The sequence below is a fragment of the Zymobacter palmae genome (assembly GCF_003610015.1).
Taxonomy (GTDB): Bacteria; Pseudomonadota; Gammaproteobacteria; order Pseudomonadales; family Halomonadaceae; genus Zymobacter; species Zymobacter palmae.
This window is the reverse complement of record NZ_AP018933.1, coordinates 1,125,239-1,146,880: the sequence shown is the minus strand read 5'-3', so window position 1 is coordinate 1,146,880 and position 21,642 is coordinate 1,125,239. Positions and strand designations below refer to the sequence as shown.

General features: G+C 55.9%; 19 protein-coding genes. 14 read left to right on the top strand and 5 right to left on the bottom strand.

Features of this window, described 5'->3' with window-relative positions; genetic code table 11:
* Window positions 1–102 precede the first annotated feature (102 nt).
* The 4 genes from ZBT109_RS05035 to ZBT109_RS05020 all read right to left on the bottom strand — a co-directional run bounded on the left by ZBT109_RS05035 (window position 103) and on the right by ZBT109_RS05020 (window position 7,201).
* Window positions 103–1,764, bottom strand: a complete 1,662-nt coding sequence (locus ZBT109_RS05035) for a glycoside hydrolase family 13 protein (RefSeq protein WP_051524196.1) — start codon at window positions 1,762–1,764, stop codon at window positions 103–105.
* A gap of 432 nt (window positions 1,765–2,196) precedes the next feature.
* Window positions 2,197–3,876, bottom strand: coding sequence for a glycoside hydrolase family 13 protein (locus ZBT109_RS05030; protein WP_027706135.1), 1,680 nt, complete (start codon window positions 3,874–3,876; stop codon window positions 2,197–2,199).
* Window positions 3,877–4,128: 252 nt separating this feature from the next.
* Window positions 4,129–5,505 carry a cysteine--tRNA ligase gene (gene cysS / locus ZBT109_RS05025; protein ID WP_027706134.1) on the bottom strand — a complete coding sequence of 459 codons (1,377 nt, stop codon included), beginning with the start codon at window positions 5,503–5,505 and terminating at the stop codon, window positions 4,129–4,131.
* A gap of 16 nt (window positions 5,506–5,521) precedes the next feature.
* The gene (locus ZBT109_RS05020) at window positions 5,522–7,201 is read right to left on the bottom strand and encodes a glutamine--tRNA ligase/YqeY domain fusion protein (protein ID WP_027706133.1); all 1,680 of its coding nucleotides are present in this window, start codon (window positions 7,199–7,201) and stop codon (window positions 5,522–5,524) included.
* 278 nt (window positions 7,202–7,479) lie between these two features.
* On the opposite strand from ZBT109_RS05020, the gene ZBT109_RS05015 reads away from it, so the two are divergent.
* The 7 genes from ZBT109_RS05015 (at window position 7,480) to ZBT109_RS04990 (ending at window position 15,670) form a co-directional block, all read left to right on the top strand.
* Window positions 7,480–7,977 carry a peptidylprolyl isomerase gene (locus tag ZBT109_RS05015; RefSeq protein WP_027706132.1) on the top strand — a complete coding sequence of 166 codons (498 nt, stop codon included), beginning with the start codon at window positions 7,480–7,482 and terminating at the stop codon, window positions 7,975–7,977.
* Between the two features lie 176 nt (window positions 7,978–8,153).
* A complete protein-coding gene (locus tag ZBT109_RS05010) occupies window positions 8,154–8,888 on the top strand; it encodes a UDP-2,3-diacylglucosamine diphosphatase (protein ID WP_027706131.1) in 735 nt (244 codons plus the stop codon).
* 289 nt (window positions 8,889–9,177) lie between these two features.
* A complete protein-coding gene (gene acnB, locus ZBT109_RS05005; RefSeq protein ID WP_027706130.1) occupies window positions 9,178–11,772 on the top strand; it encodes a bifunctional aconitate hydratase 2/2-methylisocitrate dehydratase in 2,595 nt (864 codons plus the stop codon).
* A gap of 274 nt (window positions 11,773–12,046) precedes the next feature.
* On the top strand, window positions 12,047–12,607 hold the full coding sequence (locus tag ZBT109_RS05000; RefSeq protein WP_027706129.1) for an outer membrane beta-barrel protein: 561 nt from the start codon (window positions 12,047–12,049) through the stop codon (window positions 12,605–12,607).
* Window positions 12,608–13,484: 877 nt separating this feature from the next.
* Window positions 13,485–13,655 (top strand): hypothetical protein, encoded by a 171-nt coding sequence (locus tag ZBT109_RS13770; RefSeq protein WP_156934057.1) that lies wholly within the window; start codon window positions 13,485–13,487, stop codon window positions 13,653–13,655.
* Between the two features lie 84 nt (window positions 13,656–13,739).
* Window positions 13,740–14,006, top strand: a complete 267-nt coding sequence (locus ZBT109_RS04995) for an ogr/Delta-like zinc finger family protein (RefSeq protein WP_084261928.1) — start codon at window positions 13,740–13,742, stop codon at window positions 14,004–14,006.
* A gap of 530 nt (window positions 14,007–14,536) precedes the next feature.
* Window positions 14,537–15,670 carry an N-acetylmuramoyl-L-alanine amidase gene (locus ZBT109_RS04990; RefSeq protein WP_027706128.1) on the top strand — a complete coding sequence of 378 codons (1,134 nt, stop codon included), beginning with the start codon at window positions 14,537–14,539 and terminating at the stop codon, window positions 15,668–15,670.
* A gap of 442 nt (window positions 15,671–16,112) precedes the next feature.
* Here ZBT109_RS04990 and ZBT109_RS13765 read toward each other — a convergent pair whose 3' ends face one another.
* Window positions 16,113–16,283 carry a hypothetical protein gene (locus ZBT109_RS13765; RefSeq protein ID WP_156934056.1) on the bottom strand — a complete coding sequence of 57 codons (171 nt, stop codon included), beginning with the start codon at window positions 16,281–16,283 and terminating at the stop codon, window positions 16,113–16,115.
* Window positions 16,284–16,534: 251 nt separating this feature from the next.
* Between ZBT109_RS13765 and ZBT109_RS04980 the strand changes: the two genes are divergently transcribed.
* From ZBT109_RS04980 to lysC, 7 genes are all read left to right on the top strand, one after another.
* On the top strand, window positions 16,535–17,206 hold the full coding sequence (locus tag ZBT109_RS04980) for a hypothetical protein (protein WP_051524195.1): 672 nt from the start codon (window positions 16,535–16,537) through the stop codon (window positions 17,204–17,206).
* A 122-nt stretch (window positions 17,207–17,328) separates the two neighbouring features.
* Window positions 17,329–18,315 carry a GRP family sugar transporter gene (locus tag ZBT109_RS04975; protein ID WP_051524194.1) on the top strand — a complete coding sequence of 329 codons (987 nt, stop codon included), beginning with the start codon at window positions 17,329–17,331 and terminating at the stop codon, window positions 18,313–18,315.
* Between the two features lie 336 nt (window positions 18,316–18,651).
* Window positions 18,652–19,689 (top strand): TIGR04086 family membrane protein, encoded by a 1,038-nt coding sequence (locus ZBT109_RS04970; RefSeq protein WP_027706126.1) that lies wholly within the window; start codon window positions 18,652–18,654, stop codon window positions 19,687–19,689.
* Between the two features lie 603 nt (window positions 19,690–20,292).
* Window positions 20,293–20,541 carry a hypothetical protein gene (locus ZBT109_RS04965; RefSeq protein ID WP_027706125.1) on the top strand — a complete coding sequence of 83 codons (249 nt, stop codon included), beginning with the start codon at window positions 20,293–20,295 and terminating at the stop codon, window positions 20,539–20,541.
* Entirely contained in the window at window positions 20,542–21,048 is a 507-nt protein-coding gene (locus ZBT109_RS04960) for a lysozyme (protein WP_232012869.1), read from the top strand.
* The gene (locus tag ZBT109_RS13760) at window positions 21,045–21,446 is read left to right on the top strand and encodes a hypothetical protein (protein ID WP_051524193.1); all 402 of its coding nucleotides are present in this window, start codon (window positions 21,045–21,047) and stop codon (window positions 21,444–21,446) included. Before ZBT109_RS04960 ends, ZBT109_RS13760 begins: the two co-directional genes overlap by 4 nt.
* Window positions 21,376–21,591 carry an Rz1-like lysis system protein LysC gene (gene lysC, locus ZBT109_RS14195; protein WP_408646089.1) on the top strand — a complete coding sequence of 72 codons (216 nt, stop codon included), beginning with the start codon at window positions 21,376–21,378 and terminating at the stop codon, window positions 21,589–21,591. Before ZBT109_RS13760 ends, lysC begins: the two co-directional genes overlap by 71 nt.
* Window positions 21,592–21,642: the final 51 nt, after the last annotated feature.

The window sequence follows — 21,642 nt, the reverse complement described above, 5'->3', positions numbered from 1 at the left end:
TGTAGCAGTATGATGAGTGACAAAAACCGCCGACGATACCCATTGGTACCATCGACGGTTATTGTACTCAGAACGCTAGGCGTCAAGTAGAGTCATGTCAGCTCAGCGTTTGTGCGCAAACATCCAGACGGCTGAGTTACCCGGCAACAGGCCATCCATCGTTTCAGGCTGGCTCTGCGCCAAAATCGGCAAATCAGGCAGAGGCACGGTCTGATCGCCCATATTGATGACGGCAATGACATCGCGGTTACGGAACATCAATACGTCCTTATGCGGTGCGTCCAGCCACTCCACTTCACCGTTACCCAAGTCGTACCACTGGCGCAGTTTCAACACGCGGCGATACAGCGCCAGCGTGGACAACGGATCCTTTTCTTCGACGTCAATCGCATAGCGCGCGAAGCTATCCGGCTGTGGCAGCCATGTATTAGCACTGTTATCAGGGCCAAAACCATAAGCTGGCGCCTTGGCTTTCCACGGAATCGGTACGCGGCAACCATCACGACCAACATCCTTGCCGTTGGTACGGAAGTAAGTCGGGTCTTGGCGGAAACTATCGTCCATTGTAGTGTTTTCCGGGAGACCCAGCTCTTCACCCTGATAGATATAAGCACTACCCGGTAGCCCCAGTGTCATGAAGATGCTGGCGCGTGCGCGACGCAGCCCCAGTACTTCGTCAGGCTGTTCGGTGTGCAGGCTGATCCCACGCAGCACGGTTCCCGGATTAGGCATCCCGAAGCGCGTGGCGTGGCGGGTAACGTCATGGTTGGACAGCACCCAAGTAGACGGCGCATTGACCTTGCCGAACTCGTCCAGCGAACGCTGAATGACTTGGCGGTAAGCGTCGGCATTCCAGGGCGTCATCATGTAGGGGAAATTGAAGGCTTGGCACATTTCATCGGAACGAATGTAGCGCGCCATGCGCTCTGGCGATACCCATGCTTCAGCCACCATGGAGCGATCACCGTCATACTCGTCGAGCACCTTGCGCCATTCGCGATAGATATCGTGTACGCCATCTTGGTCCCACATCGGACCGCGGTCGCCATCAACGTTGGTTACTTGTCCTTCTTCGGCATCGGGCAGACCTTCTTTCTTGATCAGCCCGTGTGCGACGTCGACGCGGAAACCGTCTACACCACGATCCAGCCAGAAGCGCAGTGTGCGAATGAATTCTTCATGCACTTCAGGATTGTGCCAGTTCAGATCCGGCTGTTTGGTATCAAACATGTGCAGATACCACTGATCCGTACCATCGACACGCGTCCAAGCACTACCACCGAACATGCTCTGCCAATTGTTGGGCGGCAGCTCATTGTTGGCGCCTTTGCCCTTACGGAAGATGTAACGATCGCGGGCCGGACTGCCGACAGGAGAGGCCAACGCCTCCTTGAACCAGACGTGCTCATCCGACGTATGGTTGGGCACTAAGTCGACAATCACTTTTAGGCCGGATTCGTGAGCGCGTGACAGCATTTTGTCGAACTCATCGAGATCGCCAAAAAGTGGATCGACATCGCGATAGTCAGAGACATCGTAACCGGCATCTGCCTGCGGGGAGCGATAGAAGGGAGACAACCAGATAGCATCCACACCCAATCGAGCCAGATAGCTCATTCTGTCTCGGATGCCTTGCAGATCCCCAATGCCATCCCCATCGGAATCGGCAAAGGAGCGCGGATAGATCTGATAGATCACGGCATGCCGCCACCAGCTGGGTTCCTGACGCTGGCGAGCAGGCTGTGTCGTTTCGGACGATTGCATGATGCTTCTCCTGAAGAGCGCTCGGCGCACAGGGTGCTCTATCCTTGATCTGCGACAGCCGAACGTGTGTCGATGGTGACTCGCTACAAGCACTACCATGTGATCTATAACGCCAAGTTACGCCCCAAAGCACCAGTAGTCTTTAGTAGGAGTTTCATGGCGTTGCCGCTGATATCAACGAATGGACCGCTTCCGTGGCGGTTCACGTCGCATCAGACATATTGTTTTTGACACTATAGGCGTACGTTGAGTCCCCGGGAATCACTAAAGCCCCTTTCATAAACCATGCTCAACGCGCTGAAGCCGACGTTGGTTAAGCATAGATGAGAGCCGCCAAAGCTGCGCGCGCATACAGTGATGCCCTGAAAGAAAACATCCTTCAGGGCATCTGTTTGGTGGCGTCATTCAATCCGCATGACACATACGTCGATGCTAGTCGCTGGTGTACCACATCGCCGCGTTACCCGGCAGCTCGGCGTCATCACCGCTGACGGTTGGATCACTGCACAGCAACATGTCGCCTTCCGGCACGGCTATCGGCATGTAGCCGAAATTGATCATGATGGTAACTTTGCCATTGCGTACCATCAGCACGTCATCGCGATCGCTTTCGAGGTATTCCAGTACACCGTCGCCCAGTGCAAACCGTCGGCGTAGCGCAATCAACATGCGATACAAGTTGAGCGTCGAATCTTCTTCAAACTGCTGCACATCGACGCAGAGATCACGGTAGGAGTCCGGTTGCGGCAACCAGCTTTTTCCTTCGGTGCTGAAACCAAAGGTGGTTTGGCTGGAGTTCCACGGCAGTGGCGTGCGGAAGCCATCGCGGCCGACGATGTATTTCGGATCGGGGGAAGTGAAGAAGCGTGGATCCTGACGATACTTCGCTTCCAGCTGAGTGTTATCGAACAGTCCCAGCTCCTCCCCTTGATACAGACACGCGCTGCCAGGCAGTCCGAGCGTCAGCATGACGATTGCTCGTGCACGCCGCAGCCCTAGCTCAAGATTAGGCTGCTCGTTATGCGGCCCGATGCCCACCAGCGTGGTCGCCAGATCGGTCAGCCCCAGCTTGGACACGGGATATGGGCGATCATGACTGGCCATGACCCAGGTCGAGACAGAGCCTGCGCCCACGTACTGCTCAAGAGAGGCCTGCACTACCTGCCTAGCCGATTTCGCTGACCAGCTCATGAACTGGTAATTGAAATTGAACAACGTATGCAGCTCGTCGGCTCGCATATAGCGCGCGGAACGGGAAAAGTCTTTGATCCACGGGGTTTCGCCGATCATGACACGGTTATCGTACTCATTGACCACGCTGCGCCAAGCACGATAGATCTCATGCACACGGTCGCAATCGAAGCGCGGATCGTCGACCGTATCTCGCGTAGACTCGGTCAAGTCTGGCAGCCCTTCTTCCTTGATCAGGCACTGAGCGGCATCGACACGAATGCCGTCCACCCCGCGATCCAGCCAAAAGCGCAGAATGCTTTCAAATTCACGGAGAACATCCGCATTGTCCCAGTTCAGGTCAGGCTGATGTTCGGAGAAGAGGTGTAGATACCACTGTCCATCAGCTACACGAGTCCACGCAGGACCTTCGAAGTCGCTTGGCCAGTTGTTAGGTGGAAGTTCGCCGTTCCCACCGCGACCGTCGCGGAACAGATAGCGATCACGTGCAGCACTTCCTGGAGCCGCTGCCAGCGCTTCCTGAAACCACGGATGTTGATCGGAAGTATGGTTGGCGACAATATCAATAATGACTTTGAGGCCCAAGTGGTGTGCTTTTACCAGCATGTCATCAAAGTCGTGCAGCGCGCCGTACATGGCATCGACATTGCGATAGTCGGCGACGTCGTAACCACCGTCAGCCTGAGGAGAGGTATAGAACGGCGATACCCAAAGCGCATCTACGCCGAGCCCCGCCAGGTGCGCTAGGTGTGCGCTGATGCCCTTGAAGTCCCCATTGCCATCACCATTTCCATCGGCGAAGGAACGAGGAAAAATCTGATAAATGACCGCATTGCGCCACCAGTCCTGATCATCGGTGGTACCTGAAAGCTGTGCGATCAACGTATTTCGTTCTTCCGGGGTCAGTGTCTTTCCAGACATAGTCATGCATTTCCTTTCTTGTTTTTATTCTTGTCAAAGAACAGATAAGGCTTCCTGCCAAATCCATCGCATGCTGGCACACGCCAGTGTCGACGACAATGCGCACGCACTCTTGCCGTCGCCGTCACAACATTCCCAACGCCTATCGCTCTCAACGCTGACACGAAAATAAAAACGCCCCAACATCGGAAAGATGCCGGGGCGTCGATTCATGCCAATTGGCACAACAAACGAGTGTCTATGCAGAAACCGTCAAGCACGTACCCACGTCGTACCTTCGCGCGAGTCCTTAAGGGTGATGCCCTTGTCGGCCAGCAGGTCACGAATGCGGTCCGACTCAGCGAAATCCTTATCCTTACGCGCCTGGTTGCGCCGTTCAATGTACGCCTCAATCTCGTCGGCCGATAGCGCCAATGGCTGACCACCCTGAAGGAATTCTGCTGGATTGCTGTCCAGCAGGCCCAGAATGCCACCAAGGCGTTTCAGCTCGAAGGCTAACGCCGGAGCTTCGGGCGCCCCCTCGCGTTTTGCCGCATTCAGCACGCGCACCAGATCGAACATGGTGGCCAGCGCTTCAGGGGTATTGAAGTCATCATCCATCGCCGCATGGAAACGTTCGGCGTACTGCGCCTCCACTGGCCCCTGCTCAGGAGTAACGCCCTCAAGCGCCGTATAGAAGCGCACCAGCGAGCGGTGAGCGTCATCCAGCGAGTCCGGCGCGTAGTTGATCGGGCTACGATAATGGCTGGACACCATCAGGTAACGCACGGTCTCGGCGTCGTACTGTTCGAACACTTCTCGCAGCGTAAAGAAGTTGCCCAGCGATTTGGACATCTTCTCGTTGTTGACCCGCAGTGCGCCAGCATGCATCCAAACGTTGGCGTAGTGCTGGCCCGTAGCGGCTTCACTCTGCGCGATCTCGTTCTCATGATGCGGGAACACTAGGTCAGGGCCGCCACCGTGAATGTCAAACGACTTGCCGAGGCAGCAGGTCGACATCGCCGAGCACTCAATATGCCAGCCGGGACGCCCTTCGCCCCACGGCGATGGCCAGCTGGCCTCACCGGGTTTGGCGGCCTTCCACAGCACGAAGTCAAGCGGATCTTCCTTCGCTTCCTCGACCTCGATGCGTGCACCAGAACGCATATCATCGGGGTTGCGGTTGCTGAGCTTGCCGTATTCCGCAAAGCGACGCACACGGTAGTAGACATCACCGTTATCCGCCGGATAGGCATAGCCCTTCTCGACCAGCGTCTCGACCATGGCGATGATGTCAGCAATATGGCCGGTTGCACGCGGTTCGACGTCCGGACGCAGCACGTTGAGACGCGCCTCGTCTTCATGCATCGCGTCGATCATGCGATCGGTCAGCGCTTCGATCGGCTCGCCATTTTCTGCAGCACGGCGGATGATCTTGTCATCGATGTCCGTGATGTTGCGCACGTAAGTGACCTCATAGCCACGGGCACGCAGATAGCGAGTGATGACGTCGAACGCCACCAGCACGCGCCCATGACCGAGATGACAGTAGTCGTAGACGGTCATCCCGCAGACGTACATGCGCACCTTGTTGCCTTCGAGCGGCGTGAAGACAGCCTTCTCGCGCGTCAGTGTGTTGTAGATCTTCATCTCGGCCATGTTCGAATCACCCTTTCTTCTGCGCCTTGGCCCAACCATCCTTCAGGCTGACCGTACGGTTGAACACCAGTTTGCCATCCTTGCCGTGATCCCAGCGATCAGCACAGAAATAGCCGATACGCTCGAACTGGAAGCGCGTTTCTGGAGCGGCATCCGCCAGCGACGGTTCACCGACCCCCTGAACCACTTCAAGAGATTCCGGGTTGAGATGTTCGAGGAAATCCTTCTCTTTATCGCGATCAGGTGCTTCATCCAGGAACAAGTTGTCGTAGTTGCGCACTTCGACAGGCACACCGTGATCGGCGCTAACCCAGTGAATGACACCCTTGACCTTGCGACCTTCCGGCATTTTGCCCAGCGTATCTAGATCAACGCTGCAGCGCAGTTCGACAGGATTACCAGCATCGTCAGTAATGACCTCGTCGCAACGGATAACGTACGCGTTGCGCAGACGTACTTCTTTTTCCGGCGCCAGACGGAAGAATTTCTTCGGCGGGTCGATCATGAAGTCGTCCTGATCGATCCAAATTTCACGCGTCAGTGGCAGCTTACGCGTTCCCATGTCGTCACGGGCGGGGTGAGACGACACTTCGATGATCTCTTCATGCCCTTCTGGCAGGTTGGTCAGCACCACTTTAAGGGGTTTCATGACACACATAGCGCGCAGCGCGTTCTCTTCCAGATCGGAACGGATGGCGTGGTACATCATGTGAATATCGACGACGCCACTGGAGCGCGCGACACCCGTCATCTCACACAGCTTACGCAGCGATGCGGGCGTATAGCCGCGGCGACGAAGACCGGCAACGGTCGGCATGCGCGGATCGTCCCAGCCGTTGACCACACCGCTATCGACCAGCAGCTTCAGCTTGCGCTTGGACGTGACGGTGTAGTTGATGTTCATGCGTGCGAATTCGATCTGACGCGGACGCGCCGGAACCGGCAGGTTGTCGAGGAACCAGTTGTACAGCGGACGGTGGTCTTCGAACTCCAGCGTACAGATGGAATGCGTGATGCCTTCGATGGCGTCGGACTGACCATGCGCGAAGTCATAGGCTGGGTAGATCTTCCACGCGTCGCCGGCCTGATGGTGGTCGGCATGGCGGATACGGTACAGCACCGGGTCGCGCAGGTTGATGTTCGGCGATGCCATGTTGATCTTGGCACGCAGCACTTTGGCCCCTTCCGGGAATTCACCGACGCGCATGCGTTCGAGCAGGTCGAGGTTTTCTTCAACGCTGCGATCGCGGTACGGGCTATTGCGGCCCGGCTCAGTCAGCGTGCCACGGTACTCACGCATGGTTTCGGCATCAAGGTCGTCGACGTAGGCCTTGCCTTCACGCACCAGATACTGTGCCCACGCGTACAGCTGTTCGAAGTAGCTCGACGCGTAGCGTTCTTCACCGTTCCACTGGTAGCCCAGCCACGTGATGTCTTCCTTGATGGCGTCGATGAAGCGCTGATCTTCCTTCTCGGGATTGGTGTCATCGAAGCGCAAGTTGCATTTGCCGCCGAAGTGTTCGGCAAGGCCAAAGTTGACCCAGATCGACTTGGCATGACCAATGTGCAGAAATCCGTTTGGCTCCGGCGGAAAGCGCGTCACGATCGTTCCACCGCCGGCCTGTTCGAGTTCTTCTCGGATCTGATTGTAGAGAAAGTTCGGTGCGCTACTGTTTTCAACACTCATGGAACGTCGCTGAACCTCATAGTGAGAGTCGTGTAGGGATCGTCTCTGTCTCGGGTGCCGAAGGCGCGCAGCCGATAGACAGGAGATCGCAGATATCCGTGGACCTGACGCAAAGCCTGCCGAGCCAGCATCATTATCGAAACCAGCTTGCTCAAGCTTTCGTCTGTACGGCCAAAAACGCTATTATAACGCGATCAACGAGCGCTGTATGCGCTTGCATACGTTCATCTCATGGCGGCACAGCCGTCAATTCTTCGTATTTTATACAGGACACTGGCATGATTCGTCTCGAAACCAACCACGGTAACATCACTGTCCGCCTGTTCGACAAGGAAGCACCGAAAACTGCTGCCAACTTCGAACAGTACGTGCGCGACGGCTTCTTCGACGGCACGCTGTTCCACCGCGTCATCGACGGCTTCATGATCCAGGGTGGCGGCTTCGACCGCGAATTCCTCCAGAAAGATACCCGCGCACCGATTGAAAACGAAGCCAACAACGGGCTTTCCAACAAGCGCGGCACGCTAGCAATGGCCCGCACCATGGACCCGCATTCTGCTACGGCACAGTTCTTCATTAACGTGAAGGACAACGCATTCCTCGACCACACTGCACCGACCAGCCACGGCTGGGGTTACTGCGTGTTCGGTGAAGTCGTCGAAGGCCTGGACATCGTTGACGCCATCAAAGCCGTTCGTACGGGCAACCGCAATGGTCATCAGGACGTGCCGAAAGAAGATGTCATCGTCGAACGCGCTTACGTCATTGAAGACTGAGCCAGTCTGACTCGACATTCTTTGCTGCCCGCCACCCGCGCGGGCAGCTTCTTATATAAACGCTTCGGTCAGAAAACCGTCCTGACATGCACGCTGTCGCCGATATGGTATTCCTTACATAGCGATGCAGAGGGCCGGCCTTCATCTCGCTGACGTTCACTTTTTCGGAATCGCTTATGAGCACCCTGTTCATTGCCGACCTTCATCTGCAGGCTAACCGCCCTGCACTGACGCAGGCCTTCTTGAATTATCTGGAAACGCGCGCCCAGGAAGCCGATACCCTCTATATTCTGGGCGATCTCTTCGAACACTGGGTGGGCGATGATGGCATGGGGCCATTTGAGCAGCAGATCGCCGACGCCCTGCAACGTTACGCAAGCCAGCAGCGCAAGGTCTATTTCATGCACGGCAACCGTGACTTTCTGGTGGGCAGCACGTTCGCTCAGAAGGCGCACCTCACGCTACTGGATGACCCTACCGTCATTACCTTGGGGAATGAACGCGTTCTGCTGATGCACGGTGACTCGATGTGCACGCAAGATCAGGCCTACATGCAGTTCCGCGCCCAAGTTCGCTCTCCGGCATGGCAACAGCAAGTGTTAGCAATGCCGCTCGAACAACGCATCGCCCTGGCCTCCCAGTTGCGCGCGCAGTCAGGTGAAGCCAACTCGACCAAGAGTGCGGACATCATGGACGTCGTCGAAGACGATGTCGTTGCCCAGATGAACGCTGCTGATACTCGCATACTGATTCAGGGCCATACCCACCGCCCCAACGAACATCGCGTAGCACTAGGTGAAGGACGTATAGGACGCCGTCTGGTGCTGGGCGACTGGCGCGAAGACGAGCAAGCCATGTGGGAAGCCGTCTATGCCGATGGTCAACTCACACTTCAGCGCTTTACTTGGTAAGTCTTTCTGACCTGCCGTGCGCCGCATGGCAGGTTACTCACCACCACTCGCCCCCGCATGCCTCTCTTTCTGCCCACGCCACTCGCGACGGCCCTTATCGACGAACGGCTTATACTTACAGCGCACTTGCCTGATCTCTCTGCCGCAGATATGGTCGAAAGGTCATTGCCACACGGCACTTCCCTAATGAAGCTGCTGGCAATGAACGAAGACGGTCGGCGAGCGTTCTACCCCGCCTGTCGTCCCGCCGGACAACAATAACCACGGCACATTTCCCGAGGATACGTTCATGCTCGACGCTTACCAGCAGCATGCCCAAGAGCGCGCTGCCGTCAATATCCCCCCTCGTCCACTGGATGCCACAACGGCAGCAGAGCTGGTATCGCTGCTCAAGCAGCCACCGGCAGGTGAGGAACAGTATCTGCTTGACCTTTTTACCCATTGCATCCCACCCGGTGTTGACGAAGCCGCGTACGTCAAGGCGGGATTTCTGGCCGCCATTGCGCGGGGAGAAGAGCACAGCCCGCTGATTCAGCGCCATGTTGCCATCAAGCTGCTGGGCACGATGCAAGGCGGCTACAACGTAGCACCGCTGGTCGAACTACTTGACGACCCCACAACCGCGCGCGAAGCGGCATCGCAGCTGAAGCACACCCTCCTGATGTTCGACGCCTTCCACGATGTCGAAGAGCGCGCCAGACAAGGCAATGCGGCGGCACAAGAGGTACTGCAGTCATGGGCCGATGCCGAATGGTTCTTGGAACGTGCTCCGCTGGAGGATGTCGTCACTCTGACCGTCTTCAAGGTATCGGGCGAAACCAATACCGATGACTTATCTCCGGGTCAGGATGCTTGGTCGCGTCCCGATATTCCATTGCACGCGCTGGCAATGCTGAAACAACCACGAGAAGGCATCGCACCGAATGAAGCAGGCGCCATCGGTCCACTGACGCAGATAGAACAGGTTCAGGCCAAAGGCCATCCCGTCGTCTATGTCGGGGACGTGGTCGGCACCGGTTCTTCACGCAAATCGGCAACCAACTCGCTGCTGTGGTACTTCGGACATGACATCCCCTACGTGCCCAACAAGCGTGCAGGAGGGTTCTGCTTCGGGGGCAAAATTGCGCCCATCTTCTTCAATACGCTTGAAGACGCTGGTGCGCTGCCGATCGAACTGGACGTTTCCGCTCTCGGCATGGGAGATGTCATTGATCTCTATCCGTATGAAGGCAGGATTACTCGCCATGGCAGCGATGAAACGCTGACAAACTTCACCTTGAAAACCCATGTATTGCTGGATGAAGTTCGCGCGGGCGGACGCATTCCACTGATTATCGGACGCGGCCTGACCCAACGCGCTCGGGAAGCGCTGTCACTGCCGCCGAGCGATGTATTCGTTACACCCGAAGCTCCACAGCCGTCGCAGAAAGGGTTCACGTTGGCACAAAAGATCGTCGGCAAGGCTTGCGATGTAGCCGGCATTCGCCCGGGCACCTACTGCGAACCGCGCATGACGACGGTCGGTTCTCAGGACACTACCGGCCCGATGACACGTGATGAACTGAAAGACTTGGCGTGTCTGGGCTTTCAGGCTGACCTGGTTATGCAATCCTTCTGTCATACCGCGGCCTACCCGAAACCCGTAGATATCGACACACAGCACACCCTGCCTGAATTCATCATGAACCGCGGTGGGGTTTCCCTGCGCCCCGGCGACGGTATCATCCATTCGTGGCTCAACCGCATGCTGCTGCCGGACACCGTAGGTACCGGTGGCGACTCGCATACCCGCTTTCCGTTAGGCATCTCCTTTCCCGCAGGCTCGGGGCTAGTAGCATTCGCAGCAGCAACAGGTGTGATGCCGCTCGACATGCCGGAATCCGTGCTGGTGCGTTTCACGGGCAAACCGCAGCCTGGTATCACGCTGCGTGACCTCGTGCATGCGATTCCACTGACGGCCCGCGAACGGGGTCTACTGACGGTCGGCAAGACAGCCAAAAAGAACATCTTCTCGGGGCGCATTCTCGAAATTGAAGGCCTTGAACACCTGACGGTCGAACAGGCCTTCGAACTGTCCGATGCTTCTGCAGAGCGTAGCGCCGCAGGCTGCACGATCACCCTGTCAGAAGACAAGGTCTGCGATTACCTTCGTTCGAACATCACCCTGCTGAAGTGGATGATCGCCAACGGCTATGGCGATCGGCGCACTCTGGAACGCCGTATCGTGCGCATGGAGACATGGCTGGAAACGCCGCAGTTAATGCGCGCAGATGCCGACGCCGAATATGCCGCTATCATCGAGATCGACCTCGCCACGATCAACCAGCCCATTCTGTGCGCCCCAAATGACCCTGACGATGCTCGCAGGCTTTCCGATGTGGCAGGTACCGCCATTGACGAAGTGTTCATCGGCTCCTGCATGACCAACATCGGCCACTTCCGTGCCGCAGGAAGACTGCTGGAACAGCATCAAGGGGAAACGCTGGACACGCAGCTATGGATAGCACCACCGACTCGTATGGACCGTGCACTGCTGGAATCCGAAGGCTATTACACCCTCTTCGAACGAGCCGGTGCTCGCGTCGAAATTCCCGGCTGTTCACTGTGCATGGGCAATCAAGCCCGCGTAGCCGATGGCGCAACGGTCGTTTCGACATCCACCCGAAATTTCCCCCATCGACTGGGCAACGGTGCCAATGTATTCCTGGCCTCGGCGGAGCTGGCTGCGATGACGGCACTGCGGGGTCATATCCCCTCTCTGGACGAGTATCTGACCACGATGAAAACGCTGGATGCTCAAGCGGAGGACATCTATCGCTACATGAACTTCGACCGTATGCCGCAGTATCGCGAGCAAGCATCGAGCATCATTGCGCAGGCATGATGTATGCAAGGTAACGCACTGAAACGGCATTGTTCTTTCTGTTGATAAAGCATGCATAGATAACGCAATTCTGCGGATGCGGACTTGCGTTATCGCCATTGCAGTTCTATAAGAATGCAAGGGTACACGTAATGATTCAGGTGGCGAATCGCGTTCTGCACGCACGATAGGCTTGATTTCGTCACGGCTAGCATGCATATTAAAAAACACTGTTCGGCAACATACCGGACACCCAGGCGGATGCCTTGCAATTGAAGATGACAGGAGTACTTCAATGAAACTCTCTTCTCTGGCGCTGGTCGCACCGGTAGCACTCACTGCAGCTATGGCCATCGGAACGGCGAATGCAGCAGACGTTAGCCACGGTCTGTATTCCGGTATCGGCGTGAACAACACCATCGCGCATACCAAAGACAGCTCTACGCTCGACATCGACAAAAACGCTAGCCGTGCGGCAGGCGCATTTGTTGGCTACAAATTCAACAACTGGTTCTCTACTGAAGTCAGCTATAACGACCTCGGTGAAGTGAAACAGAACGACAACCGTGGCGACATCGGCACCAAAGCCTACGGCCTGAGCGCCATCGGCGAAATCCCGGTTTACGCTGGTTTCATCGGCTATGCACGCGTAGGTGCTGCTTACACGCAGAGCGACGATGCCATCAAGCAGTCTGGCGCTAAACACAGCGACAACACTGCACCGGTCTATGGTCTGGGCCTGAAATACCAGTTCCAAGAAGTCCCGGTCTTCGCCCGTGTTGAATACACGCGCTACGACATCGACTCCAAGTACAAGCTGGACGCTACCAACCTGTCCATCGGTACTCAGTTCTAATTCCACGCTTGCCCTGCAAGACTGGAATGCACGAAAGCGCGAGGCAGCTGCCTCGCGCTTTTTTTGTATCTACCCGCTGTAAACCTAGCGCCCCTTCCAGCTGACGAACCCTTTACCGCCTACGTTTTAGAGCCATCCACCCCAGCCCTACCTCTCAGGCTAGGACAACGAGCGTTTACTACCATGCACCGCTCGACTCTTCCCCTCTTCGAAAGTCACCTACCCTCGCACAGTTCTCCTTCGCTTCATCTCGCGATGCGCGCTCACCGTGACGCTTTCTCTTCCAGATTTGACAGCACCAACCTCTTTTCGAAGCAGCCTTAATACGGCAACGAGCACTCTCATTTTGGCTTCACCGTCGTCACTGATGCCAGCAATAGCGCTACTTACAGCGCGATTGGTAAGACTTTTGGATAATTCGTATCGCATTGTTCTATATAGATAACGCTCTCGTTTCGAGTTTTACATCGCCAACCATTATCCAATGTGCATGCCGTTGCGTAACATCTCTCGTGTGCCAAGCAATATGACAACGCGGCCTATGAATATCTTTGTAACAGTAGGTTAGTGCATTGTTTGCTACTGATTGGCAGCGAAAAGGAAACATCAAGGAAAGGAAGGAAGGTCTCAGGACGACTTACCGAATGACCGCTATTTTTCATCCACAAGGTGCAAAAAAATTCATTATGAAGGTGTTTTTATTGAAAACACACTCATAAAGAATTAGATTTGAACTCGTTAAACATTCGTCGACGATGGAGCGTTACGTATGTCATCACTTTCGAATCCGGTAGGAGACTGCCAACCCTTCACATCCCCAACAGATCACTCATCTGAAGGCACTGTGCGGCCCAGAGGCAACTATGGCCCTCGCGGCATGTCACGCCCCATCAGCCTGCGCCTCATGCCTGAAGAACGCGCCGACATCGAGCGTATTGCACGTAAGGAAGGACGAGCAGTGTCGCCGACGTGCCGGATGCTGTGTCTCAAGGGGTTGGAAGTCTACCTGCAAGAGCGTGCCGAAATGGAACGCCGCTATCACCGCTGACACCGATTCTGCTGCACCGTGTGCCTGACAAGGGATGACAGTCACACACCGATCCAACAGATAAGAAATAGAGGAGAACTGATCATGTCTATGCGCTGGAAATGCCCACACTGCAACTCCCCACTGCGTATCCGCAGCAGCAAACAGCCAACGCCGCTATTCCGCGAGGCCTATGTACAATGCCGCAATAGCGACTGCAGTTGGTCAGCTAAGCTCGCCATTGAAGTGACCCATACACTCAGCCCCAGTGCGCACCCCAATCAGAATATCAATACTGAGCTGAGTCCCGAATTGGAACAGTGGGTTCGAGCGCGCAATGCCGAACTAGAGCGGCACCCAAAATCCCACTGAGACCCTTGACCAGGTGTGTAACCGCGCTTGCATGCCTGGCCACCTTCTTATGCCTGATTGCTGCTGCACGCTAGCGTCCTACATCACGGCCACTCGCCGTACGTGGATGCTTACCCAGCGCCAGCACAATCGCATTCCACACTGAAAGACGCCTCCTGTAACACCATCCACTTCTTGCACATGCTCACTCATACGTGGCGCCGCCCCGGGCTATAGCTATAAACGCCACAGCTTTGGCGGCTTTGGCGGCTTTGGCGGCACGCTAGATCGCCTGTTCACGCCCATCCATCTTTTTTAAGAGAATAAGACGCCTTGCAATGCGCGCCATTACCGCTATTTTTCAAGCATATATTTGACTATTACTGTCAAAGACAGGCTAGATCGCTGCGGCTACGCAACTTTTAAGCGAAATAGGTATCAATACGGTTAAGGCCGAAATACAAGGTATCTTTGCCCTCTGACATTCAGAGTACGTTATATAATTGCATTACCGATACCGCTACTGCCCTAACCGCCCACAGGAGAACATAATGAGACGCCGCGACTTCATCGGGCTGATCAGTGGTGTGTCACTGGTCCCCGTCTATGGCCGTTCGGCCTGGGGAGCCACGGCCGGACCGCGGATACAGCGCTACGGCATGTCACGTCACTCGTCCGTGACCGAGCTGGTGTTCGATACCACCGCTCCAGTCATGAACGCATCCTGCTTCACGCTTTCCAATCCGCCTCGACTGATTATCGACCTGCCGGGTATCGCGCCTCCACTGCCGGATACCTCTGCTCTGGCTTCAGGGCCAATCACTCGCGTTCGCAGTGGCGTGAAGGGCAATGGACTGCGGCTTGTGCTGGACCTTCAGCACGACGTCAAAGCCTCCTTGCGTGCACAGCCTTCCGGCAAGGTCATCGTGACATTGGACGGCAGCGCCGCGGCACGTGCAGCAGGACAGCGTGTTTCTAGCGCCCGACCAGCGATCATTGCCATCGACCCCGGGCATGGCGGTAAAGATCCGGGGGCCGTCAGCCACGATGGCGCCCACGAGAAGCTGGTAGCTTTCAGCATTGCACAGCAACTCTTCGGGTTACTGCAGAAAAATGCGGCCTTCAAGCCACGCTTGATTCGTACCGGTGACTATTTCGTGCCACTGCATGAACGCATTCTGGCCGCCAGCGATGTCGGTGCGCATATGTTCATCTCTGTCCATGCCGATGCGGCGCCCGTTTCCAGTGCCAAAGGAGCCTCGGTGTATATTCTGTCCGAACATGGTTCCTCATCGGCCATGGCGCGCTGGATGGCCGACAGCGAGAACAGCGCCGACCAATATGCATCGCTACGCGAAAGCGCTCTGCACCGCGACGATCCTCGCCTATCGTCGATGCTGCTGGAAATGTCGATGCAAGGCACGATCGCGGCCAGTCAGAATTTGGGCAAACTGATGCTGCCCGAACTTTCCCATGCGACCGCCCTGCACCAGCGTCACGTCAACCAAGCGGCCTTTGCCGTGCTCAAATCGCCGGAAATCCCTTCGATCCTCGTCGAGAACGGCTTTATGAGCAATCGGGATGACTGTCGTCGACTGGTAACCTCCGAGCATCAAAGGGCGCTTGCTGAAGCGCTCTACAATAGCGTGCAGTCCTATTTCAAACGCTACCCGCTTCCCGCATAGGCACAGTGACCGCACGAAAGCGGCGCTCTGGTTGAACTGGAGCGCCGCTTTCTTCTTATAGGCATACGAGTATTACAAGGCTGGCGAAAAGTACCGCTATTTCGGCGACAGTGTGCGAACACATTCTTGACGACAATTGAAAGAGATGAAGCATTGATGAAGGCGTAGCGAGGCGACTCACAGTCACGCCACTTGTCAGTAGCGTGCAAAAGCACGACTTCTGATCTGAGCGCGGGTAAGCGGTAAGCGGTAAGCGGTAAGCGGTAAGCGGTAAGCGGTAAGCGGTAAGCGGTAAGCGGTAAGCGGTAAGCGGTAAGCGGTAAGCGGTAAGCGGTAAGCGGTAAGCGGTAACAGGATATCGCACGGCGGCGACAGATCAAGCGACAGTTACAGCCCGTTGACCTCCTGTCAGTCGGGCTGCAACTGCCGAACGGTACCGCTGTTACAGGCCGAGAGAAGGCTGTGACATCATGGCGGCTGTCTGCGCCAGCCAATGCGAGCGTGCGCGCAGGTCATTGGCATTCAGATCGAACTGGCGGCGAGCCGTTTCATTGATCAGGCGGCGGTGTTCGGCTGCCGTACGGATGACATTCAGACGTTCCTGTCGAGTCATGACAATCCCCTCCATGGGAATGTTTCAGATAGACATATTAGTGATACTTCTTGTAACACAAGATCCACTCTAATCGACTCGAAACCCCAATACAACCCCCGATGAAGCCATATAAACCGGATAAAAGAACGATATGACATATTAATATGGGATTTGTGCTGCATGTAGGACGGGCATGCCATTACAATTAGCGACCAAACGATCGGCATGCTCTACGACCTATATTCTTTTCATCCTACGGGGTCTCTGCTATGGCACATCCATCACCTCTTCTACCGCTGACGGCGGGACAGCGCAACGCCATATTGCTGCGATTGCTGTGCTACATCGCTCTATTCGTCATCTACAATCTGGGTATTCATTGGGAAGCTCGCCTTCCTGATCTGGGCTACGACAAGTTCGACTCCTCTCATTTCGGTTTCTCAGAGTTCATGCAGAACCTGATGTTGAGTCTTTCGGTTGTATTTACACTCTTTGCCCGTGCAAAATGGCCCGTCCTTCGCAATGGGTGTCTATTGCTAGGCCTGTTTCTGCTGGCATCCATCGCGCGCCAGAACCATCTGCGCGTCGAAGATCTGGTCGGCACCAAGGCCATATGGAAAGCCATCGTGGCCATTCTGGCGCTGTACGCCGTGTACACGCTGGTACGTCACTGGAAGGCATTTTTGCAGGAACTGAACATTTATGCGGGTTCCTATTCGTTCGGTCTGTTGATGGCGGGCGTGCTGACAACGTACGTCTTCTCTCGTCTGTTCGGGCGTCAGGTACTATGGATGGATGTCATGGGCGAGCACTATATTCGCATCGTGAAGAACCTAGCCGAGGAGACCACAGAATCTATCGGCTATATGCTGATCTGTATGGGCACCCTTGAGCTTTGCCTACTGGCACGTCGTCTTTTTCGGCAAATAGCCGTTAATTAGGCCTAAAGCTGCGGCATGCCAGCGCATGCTTATTGTCAGGAGAAGGTTGATTCCCCATCCTGACACCTTTCGCAAGAAAGCGGCCCCCTCTAGGCCGCACCAACACTCGTGAGGAGAGTTTCATGGATATCCTGTTGGCCCTGGTGCCTGCCCTGATGTGGGGTATGATGCCGCTCATCGCAACACATTTTGGTGGAACACAGCATCGTCAGACGCTGGGGGTTACCCTTGGTGCACTGGTACTGGCCATTATTATCTTCCTGGTCAAGCAGCCGGTGATGACGTCCTATATCTTCTGGATCGGCATCGCATCCGGTATCTGCTGGGCCATCGGTCAGATCAACCAGTTCGCAGCCATCCACCGTCTGGGCGTATCCAAGGCCATGCCGCTGTCCACTAGCATGCAGTTGATCTTCACTGCGTTGCTGGGTGTGCTGGTACTGGGCGAATGGAGCTCTTCTTACGCACGCATCATCGGTGGTATCGCACTGCTGCTGATCGTTCTGGGTGCCATTGCCACTTCCTTCAAGGACAAAACCGCTGTATCTGAAACAGCCAGTGAGTCTACCAGTGACATGCTCACCGGTATCATTCGCCTGCTGATTTCCACCGCCGGTTACGTTGCCTACGTGCTTATCCCGCGTCTGGGTCACGTCGAAGGTGATGGCGTATGGGGTCTGCTGCTGCCGCAGGCTATCGGTATGGTCGGTGGTGCACTGATCATGTCTCTGGCCCACAAACCGCTGTCCCGTGATACGGCCCTCAACGTCATTCCGGGTCTGGTCTGGGCGGTCGGTAACGTCACCATGATGCTGGCTGTCGCACGCATTGGTACAGCCATTGGCTTCTCCCTTTCCCAAGCCAACTTGGCGATTGCCACGCTTGGCGGTATCTTCATCCTCAAAGAAAGCAAAACTTCCCGCGAACTGGTGTTCTCACTGGTGGGTGTCGCTCTCGTCATTGCCGGCGCCATCATGATCGGTACCATCCCGAAAGACGGTTCCGATGCCAGCGCCCAAAAACCGGCCATCACCACGACGGTCGATACATCCGCTACGGCTGCGCCGCAGGCTACAGATACACTACCTGCCCAGAACGCCCAGCAATAAGCGTTTCAGTTCTTGCGGTAATAAAAAAGGAGCCTTCTTGGCTCCTTTTTTATTCTGCCGGACTCCTCTATCCACACACCGCCATCCTTCTATCATTCATGGTACACCGCTACCCCTAGTGCGTCACCAACCTGCCTTATCGCGCTCACGATCATACCAACGCTGCGCCGAACATCACCTTTATCACTACAAACCGTCTTTCATTGATGGGATTCCTGACGGGCTGGTCTACATTGATAAACGTCGAGTCAGGATAAGGCTCAACGTTGTCTCCGTGGCATACCGGTGTCTTTGCGTTAAAGGCGACCTGTGCCGTAGATCAAGGAATGAATCATCATGATTGAACAGACGAAAGCATTTACTCTGCGACGCGTTTCATGGGGCAGCATCATCGGTGGGGTCGTTTCAGCACTGGCGGTTTCGCTTCTGATGTCTCTTCTGGGTACAGCCATCGGCTTTGGCATGACAGACCCGATGTCCAGCGATCCTGTCGGTGGCGTCGGCACAGCCTTCGGCGTCTGGTCTGCCCTATCTCTGCTGGTCAGCTTGGCCGTAGGGGGCTTCGTGGCAGGCCGTCTGGCAGGCTATGCGGGCTGCATTCACGGCTTCCTCGTATGGAGCACGTCACTCATCATCGCGGCGATCCTGAGTGCCATGGCCATCAGCGGCATGGCTCACATGGCAGGCGCCGTTATCGGTACGACAGCATCCGTTACTGGTTCCGCCTTGTCGGGCGCGGGCAACCTGGCCGGCGGTCTGGCACACGGTATCGGTGACCTGACAGGCAAAATCGACGAACGCTTTCGCTTGAGCGATCGTCTGGAACAGCAGGACGTGTCCAGCGATATCCGTCAGGCACTGCAGAAATCAGGTGTTCCGGCCCTTCAGCCAGATTACCTCGATCAGCAGCTTCAGGCCGCGCATCAGGACATGATGAAAGCGTTCGACGTTGTTCGTCGTGACCCGAGCCAGTTCGATCAGGCCGCTCAGCAGTTCGTCACTTCGCTGAAACAACGCATTGAAGGTTTGTCACAGCAGATCGACCGCAATGACGCTGTAAAAGCGTTGGTCAACAACAGCCAGATGTCCCAGCAGCAGGCTGAACAGACAGTCGATCAGGCCATCGAACGCTATCAGCAAGCCGTCAACACGGCCCGTGATCGCTTCAACCAGATCGAACAGCAGGTTAATGACGTTCGCCAGCAGGCCGATCAGCTCGTCGACCAAGCTCGCCAGCAGGCTGCTCGTGCTACCAGCGCCATCGCTGCGGCTTCCATCTGGGGCTTCATCGGCCTCCTGATTGCCGCTATCGTCAGTACGCTGGCCGGTAAGTTCGGCGCACGCCGCCATATCGCGCACGTCGAAGAAGTGTAATTTCGATTCACTTCACGCAATAGCGCACGCAGAGGGCACGGTGGTCAGACACTGTGCCCTCGTTACGTTCAGACTTCTGCAGCCCTTCTCTTAACCTTCTATTCGCTTCTTTTTACCCGTCCGCTTTCCTTCATATATGCCTCCCTGTAAGCCATATACTTCCCTATTTTCTGCTTGTCCATCACGCATGTAGGCCCTTTTTCGGCGTGATGATTCCACGCTGAACCCGCCTTCTACCCCACCGAAGCAGTACGTCATCAAGCACGCAGTTACAACCCCCGCACATTGTGCATTGCCTTATAAAACACCAGTCTATGAGCATCCGGTCACACTGCGCGCCACGATATTATCTATAGAGAACTGTCTGGCCATCGCCCATCCATCGAGACAAGAGATACCGGAGGATACGCACACCACACTACTCATTAATCAGGTGAAACATGAACACACAGCTCGACCATGCCCCTGAGGCATTTCAACAAAGGCGCTACTTCTATAGCAGCAAAAGAAGCGTCACTGCCTGCCTGTCTGCGCAAATCGCCCTCGCATTACAGTGCCTTTCTCCCATGCGCTTTCTGTCTCTACTTCATGAGGAGCTGCAGCATGAATGTTGCCCACTCTGTCAGCACTGAAACAGATGAGAAGAATCGCATGTTACACGGACACGATGTTGCAGCAGGCATTGCGCACACACTACCGGGAGTGACCTATCTGCTGACGACGGTCAAGGGAATCACCGTGCCCGTTTTGATTCAGTACGGCACCTTACTTGTGATCGCCGTACAGCTCACGTACTGGATATTTCGCATTACCGATCTGATCGGACACTGGCTGCGTAGGCGGAGGCGATGAATGATGAGCGAATCCCCCCGCCTTCTGACTGGGCTAGCGCTGGCAATGGGTCTCGCCATTGTCATGCCCTATGAGGGACTGTCATATCGCACCTACCTAGACCCGATCGGTATTCCCACCATCTGCTATGGACACACGGGCAGCGATGTACAGTCCGGACAGGAACATAGCGCGGAAGAATGCGAAGCGCTGTTGAAGCAGGATCTTGGCGAAGCGCTGGATGTCGTCGACCAGAGCGTCAAGGTGGCCCAGCCCATCACGCGCAGAGCGGCACTGGCTTCGTTTGTCTACAACGTCGGCGAGCGAAACTTCCGGCGATCGACACTGCTGGAACGGCTCAATGAAGGCAATGTACAGGCCGCCTGCGATGAAATGACCCGGTGGGTATATGCAGGCCACGGCGAGCATCAGCGAGCCCTGCAGGGACTGGTTCGCCGCCGCGCCATGGAGCGCCGCCTGTGCCTTTACGGTATCGATCCACCCACCCCCGAGGAGAGCCCACCATGAGCCTGCTCAGCAAACCTTTGAACATTGCACTGCTTGTCTTGGCCTGCGTGTGCAGCGTCTTCTTCCTGCGCCTACAGACACTGCAGGAACGCAACAAACGCCTGCAGGAAACCTACGCACAGCAGCGCGCCGCTTCCGACCAGCGCCAGCAGGTCATCGAACGCTTGCAGCAGCAAATTACGCACCTCAATGAACAGCAGCGCCAGTCTGCTGAAGCGCAAGCCGAACTCGAACGCCTTGCCCAGAACCGATTGGCCACCCTAAGGAAGCTGGAAGATGAAAACGATCAACTGCGCCAATGGGCTGCTCATCGCCTGCCTGCTGAATTTGGCCGGCTGCGCGACCGAGACGCCCTCTCCGGCGCCAACGCTTATCGTCAACGCCTGCGCGATACCTAAGCCCTGTCTGCTACCTGCACGCCACCTGAGAACCAATGGTGATCTGCTCAAGCAGCTTGAAGAGACAGAAGCGTCTTGGGCGCTGTGCGCTCAGGAAATAGACGGTCTGCGCCAGTGCATGACGGAAGCACTGGCTCATCAATGAACCATACGCACAAGGGTTGCCTATTAAGGCAACCCTTCCTGTTTCCGCCTA

Bases quoted from the DNA above. Each gene is read 5' to 3' on its own strand.
- ZBT109_RS13760 (WP_051524193.1), top strand. From the start codon at position 21,045: ATGAGCCTGCTCAGCAAACCTTTGAACATTGCACTGCTTGTCTTGGCC.
- ZBT109_RS04960 (WP_232012869.1), top strand. From the start codon at position 20,542: ATGATGAGCGAATCCCCCCGCCTTCTGACTGGGCTAGCGCTGGCAATG.
- ZBT109_RS13765 (WP_156934056.1), bottom strand. From the start codon at position 16,283: ATGACTCGACAGGAACGTCTGAATGTCATCCGTACGGCAGCCGAACAC.
- acnB (WP_027706130.1), top strand. From the start codon at position 9,178: ATGCTCGACGCTTACCAGCAGCATGCCCAAGAGCGCGCTGCCGTCAAT.
- ZBT109_RS04965 (WP_027706125.1), top strand. From the start codon at position 20,293: ATGAATGTTGCCCACTCTGTCAGCACTGAAACAGATGAGAAGAATCGC.
- ZBT109_RS04970 (WP_027706126.1), top strand. From the start codon at position 18,652: ATGATTGAACAGACGAAAGCATTTACTCTGCGACGCGTTTCATGGGGC.
- ZBT109_RS04990 (WP_027706128.1), top strand. From the start codon at position 14,537: ATGAGACGCCGCGACTTCATCGGGCTGATCAGTGGTGTGTCACTGGTC.
- ZBT109_RS05010 (WP_027706131.1), top strand. From the start codon at position 8,154: ATGAGCACCCTGTTCATTGCCGACCTTCATCTGCAGGCTAACCGCCCT.
- ZBT109_RS05030 (WP_027706135.1), bottom strand. From the start codon at position 3,876: ATGTCTGGAAAGACACTGACCCCGGAAGAACGAAATACGTTGATCGCA.
- ZBT109_RS04995 (WP_084261928.1), top strand. From the start codon at position 13,740: ATGTCTATGCGCTGGAAATGCCCACACTGCAACTCCCCACTGCGTATC.
- ZBT109_RS13770 (WP_156934057.1), top strand. From the start codon at position 13,485: ATGTCACGCCCCATCAGCCTGCGCCTCATGCCTGAAGAACGCGCCGAC.
- ZBT109_RS05020 (WP_027706133.1), bottom strand. From the start codon at position 7,201: ATGAGTGTTGAAAACAGTAGCGCACCGAACTTTCTCTACAATCAGATC.
- ZBT109_RS05035 (WP_051524196.1), bottom strand. From the start codon at position 1,764: ATGCAATCGTCCGAAACGACACAGCCTGCTCGCCAGCGTCAGGAACCC.
- ZBT109_RS04980 (WP_051524195.1), top strand. From the start codon at position 16,535: ATGGCACATCCATCACCTCTTCTACCGCTGACGGCGGGACAGCGCAAC.
- cysS (WP_027706134.1), bottom strand. From the start codon at position 5,505: ATGAAGATCTACAACACACTGACGCGCGAGAAGGCTGTCTTCACGCCG.
- ZBT109_RS05015 (WP_027706132.1), top strand. From the start codon at position 7,480: ATGATTCGTCTCGAAACCAACCACGGTAACATCACTGTCCGCCTGTTC.
- ZBT109_RS04975 (WP_051524194.1), top strand. From the start codon at position 17,329: ATGGATATCCTGTTGGCCCTGGTGCCTGCCCTGATGTGGGGTATGATG.
- ZBT109_RS05000 (WP_027706129.1), top strand. From the start codon at position 12,047: ATGAAACTCTCTTCTCTGGCGCTGGTCGCACCGGTAGCACTCACTGCA.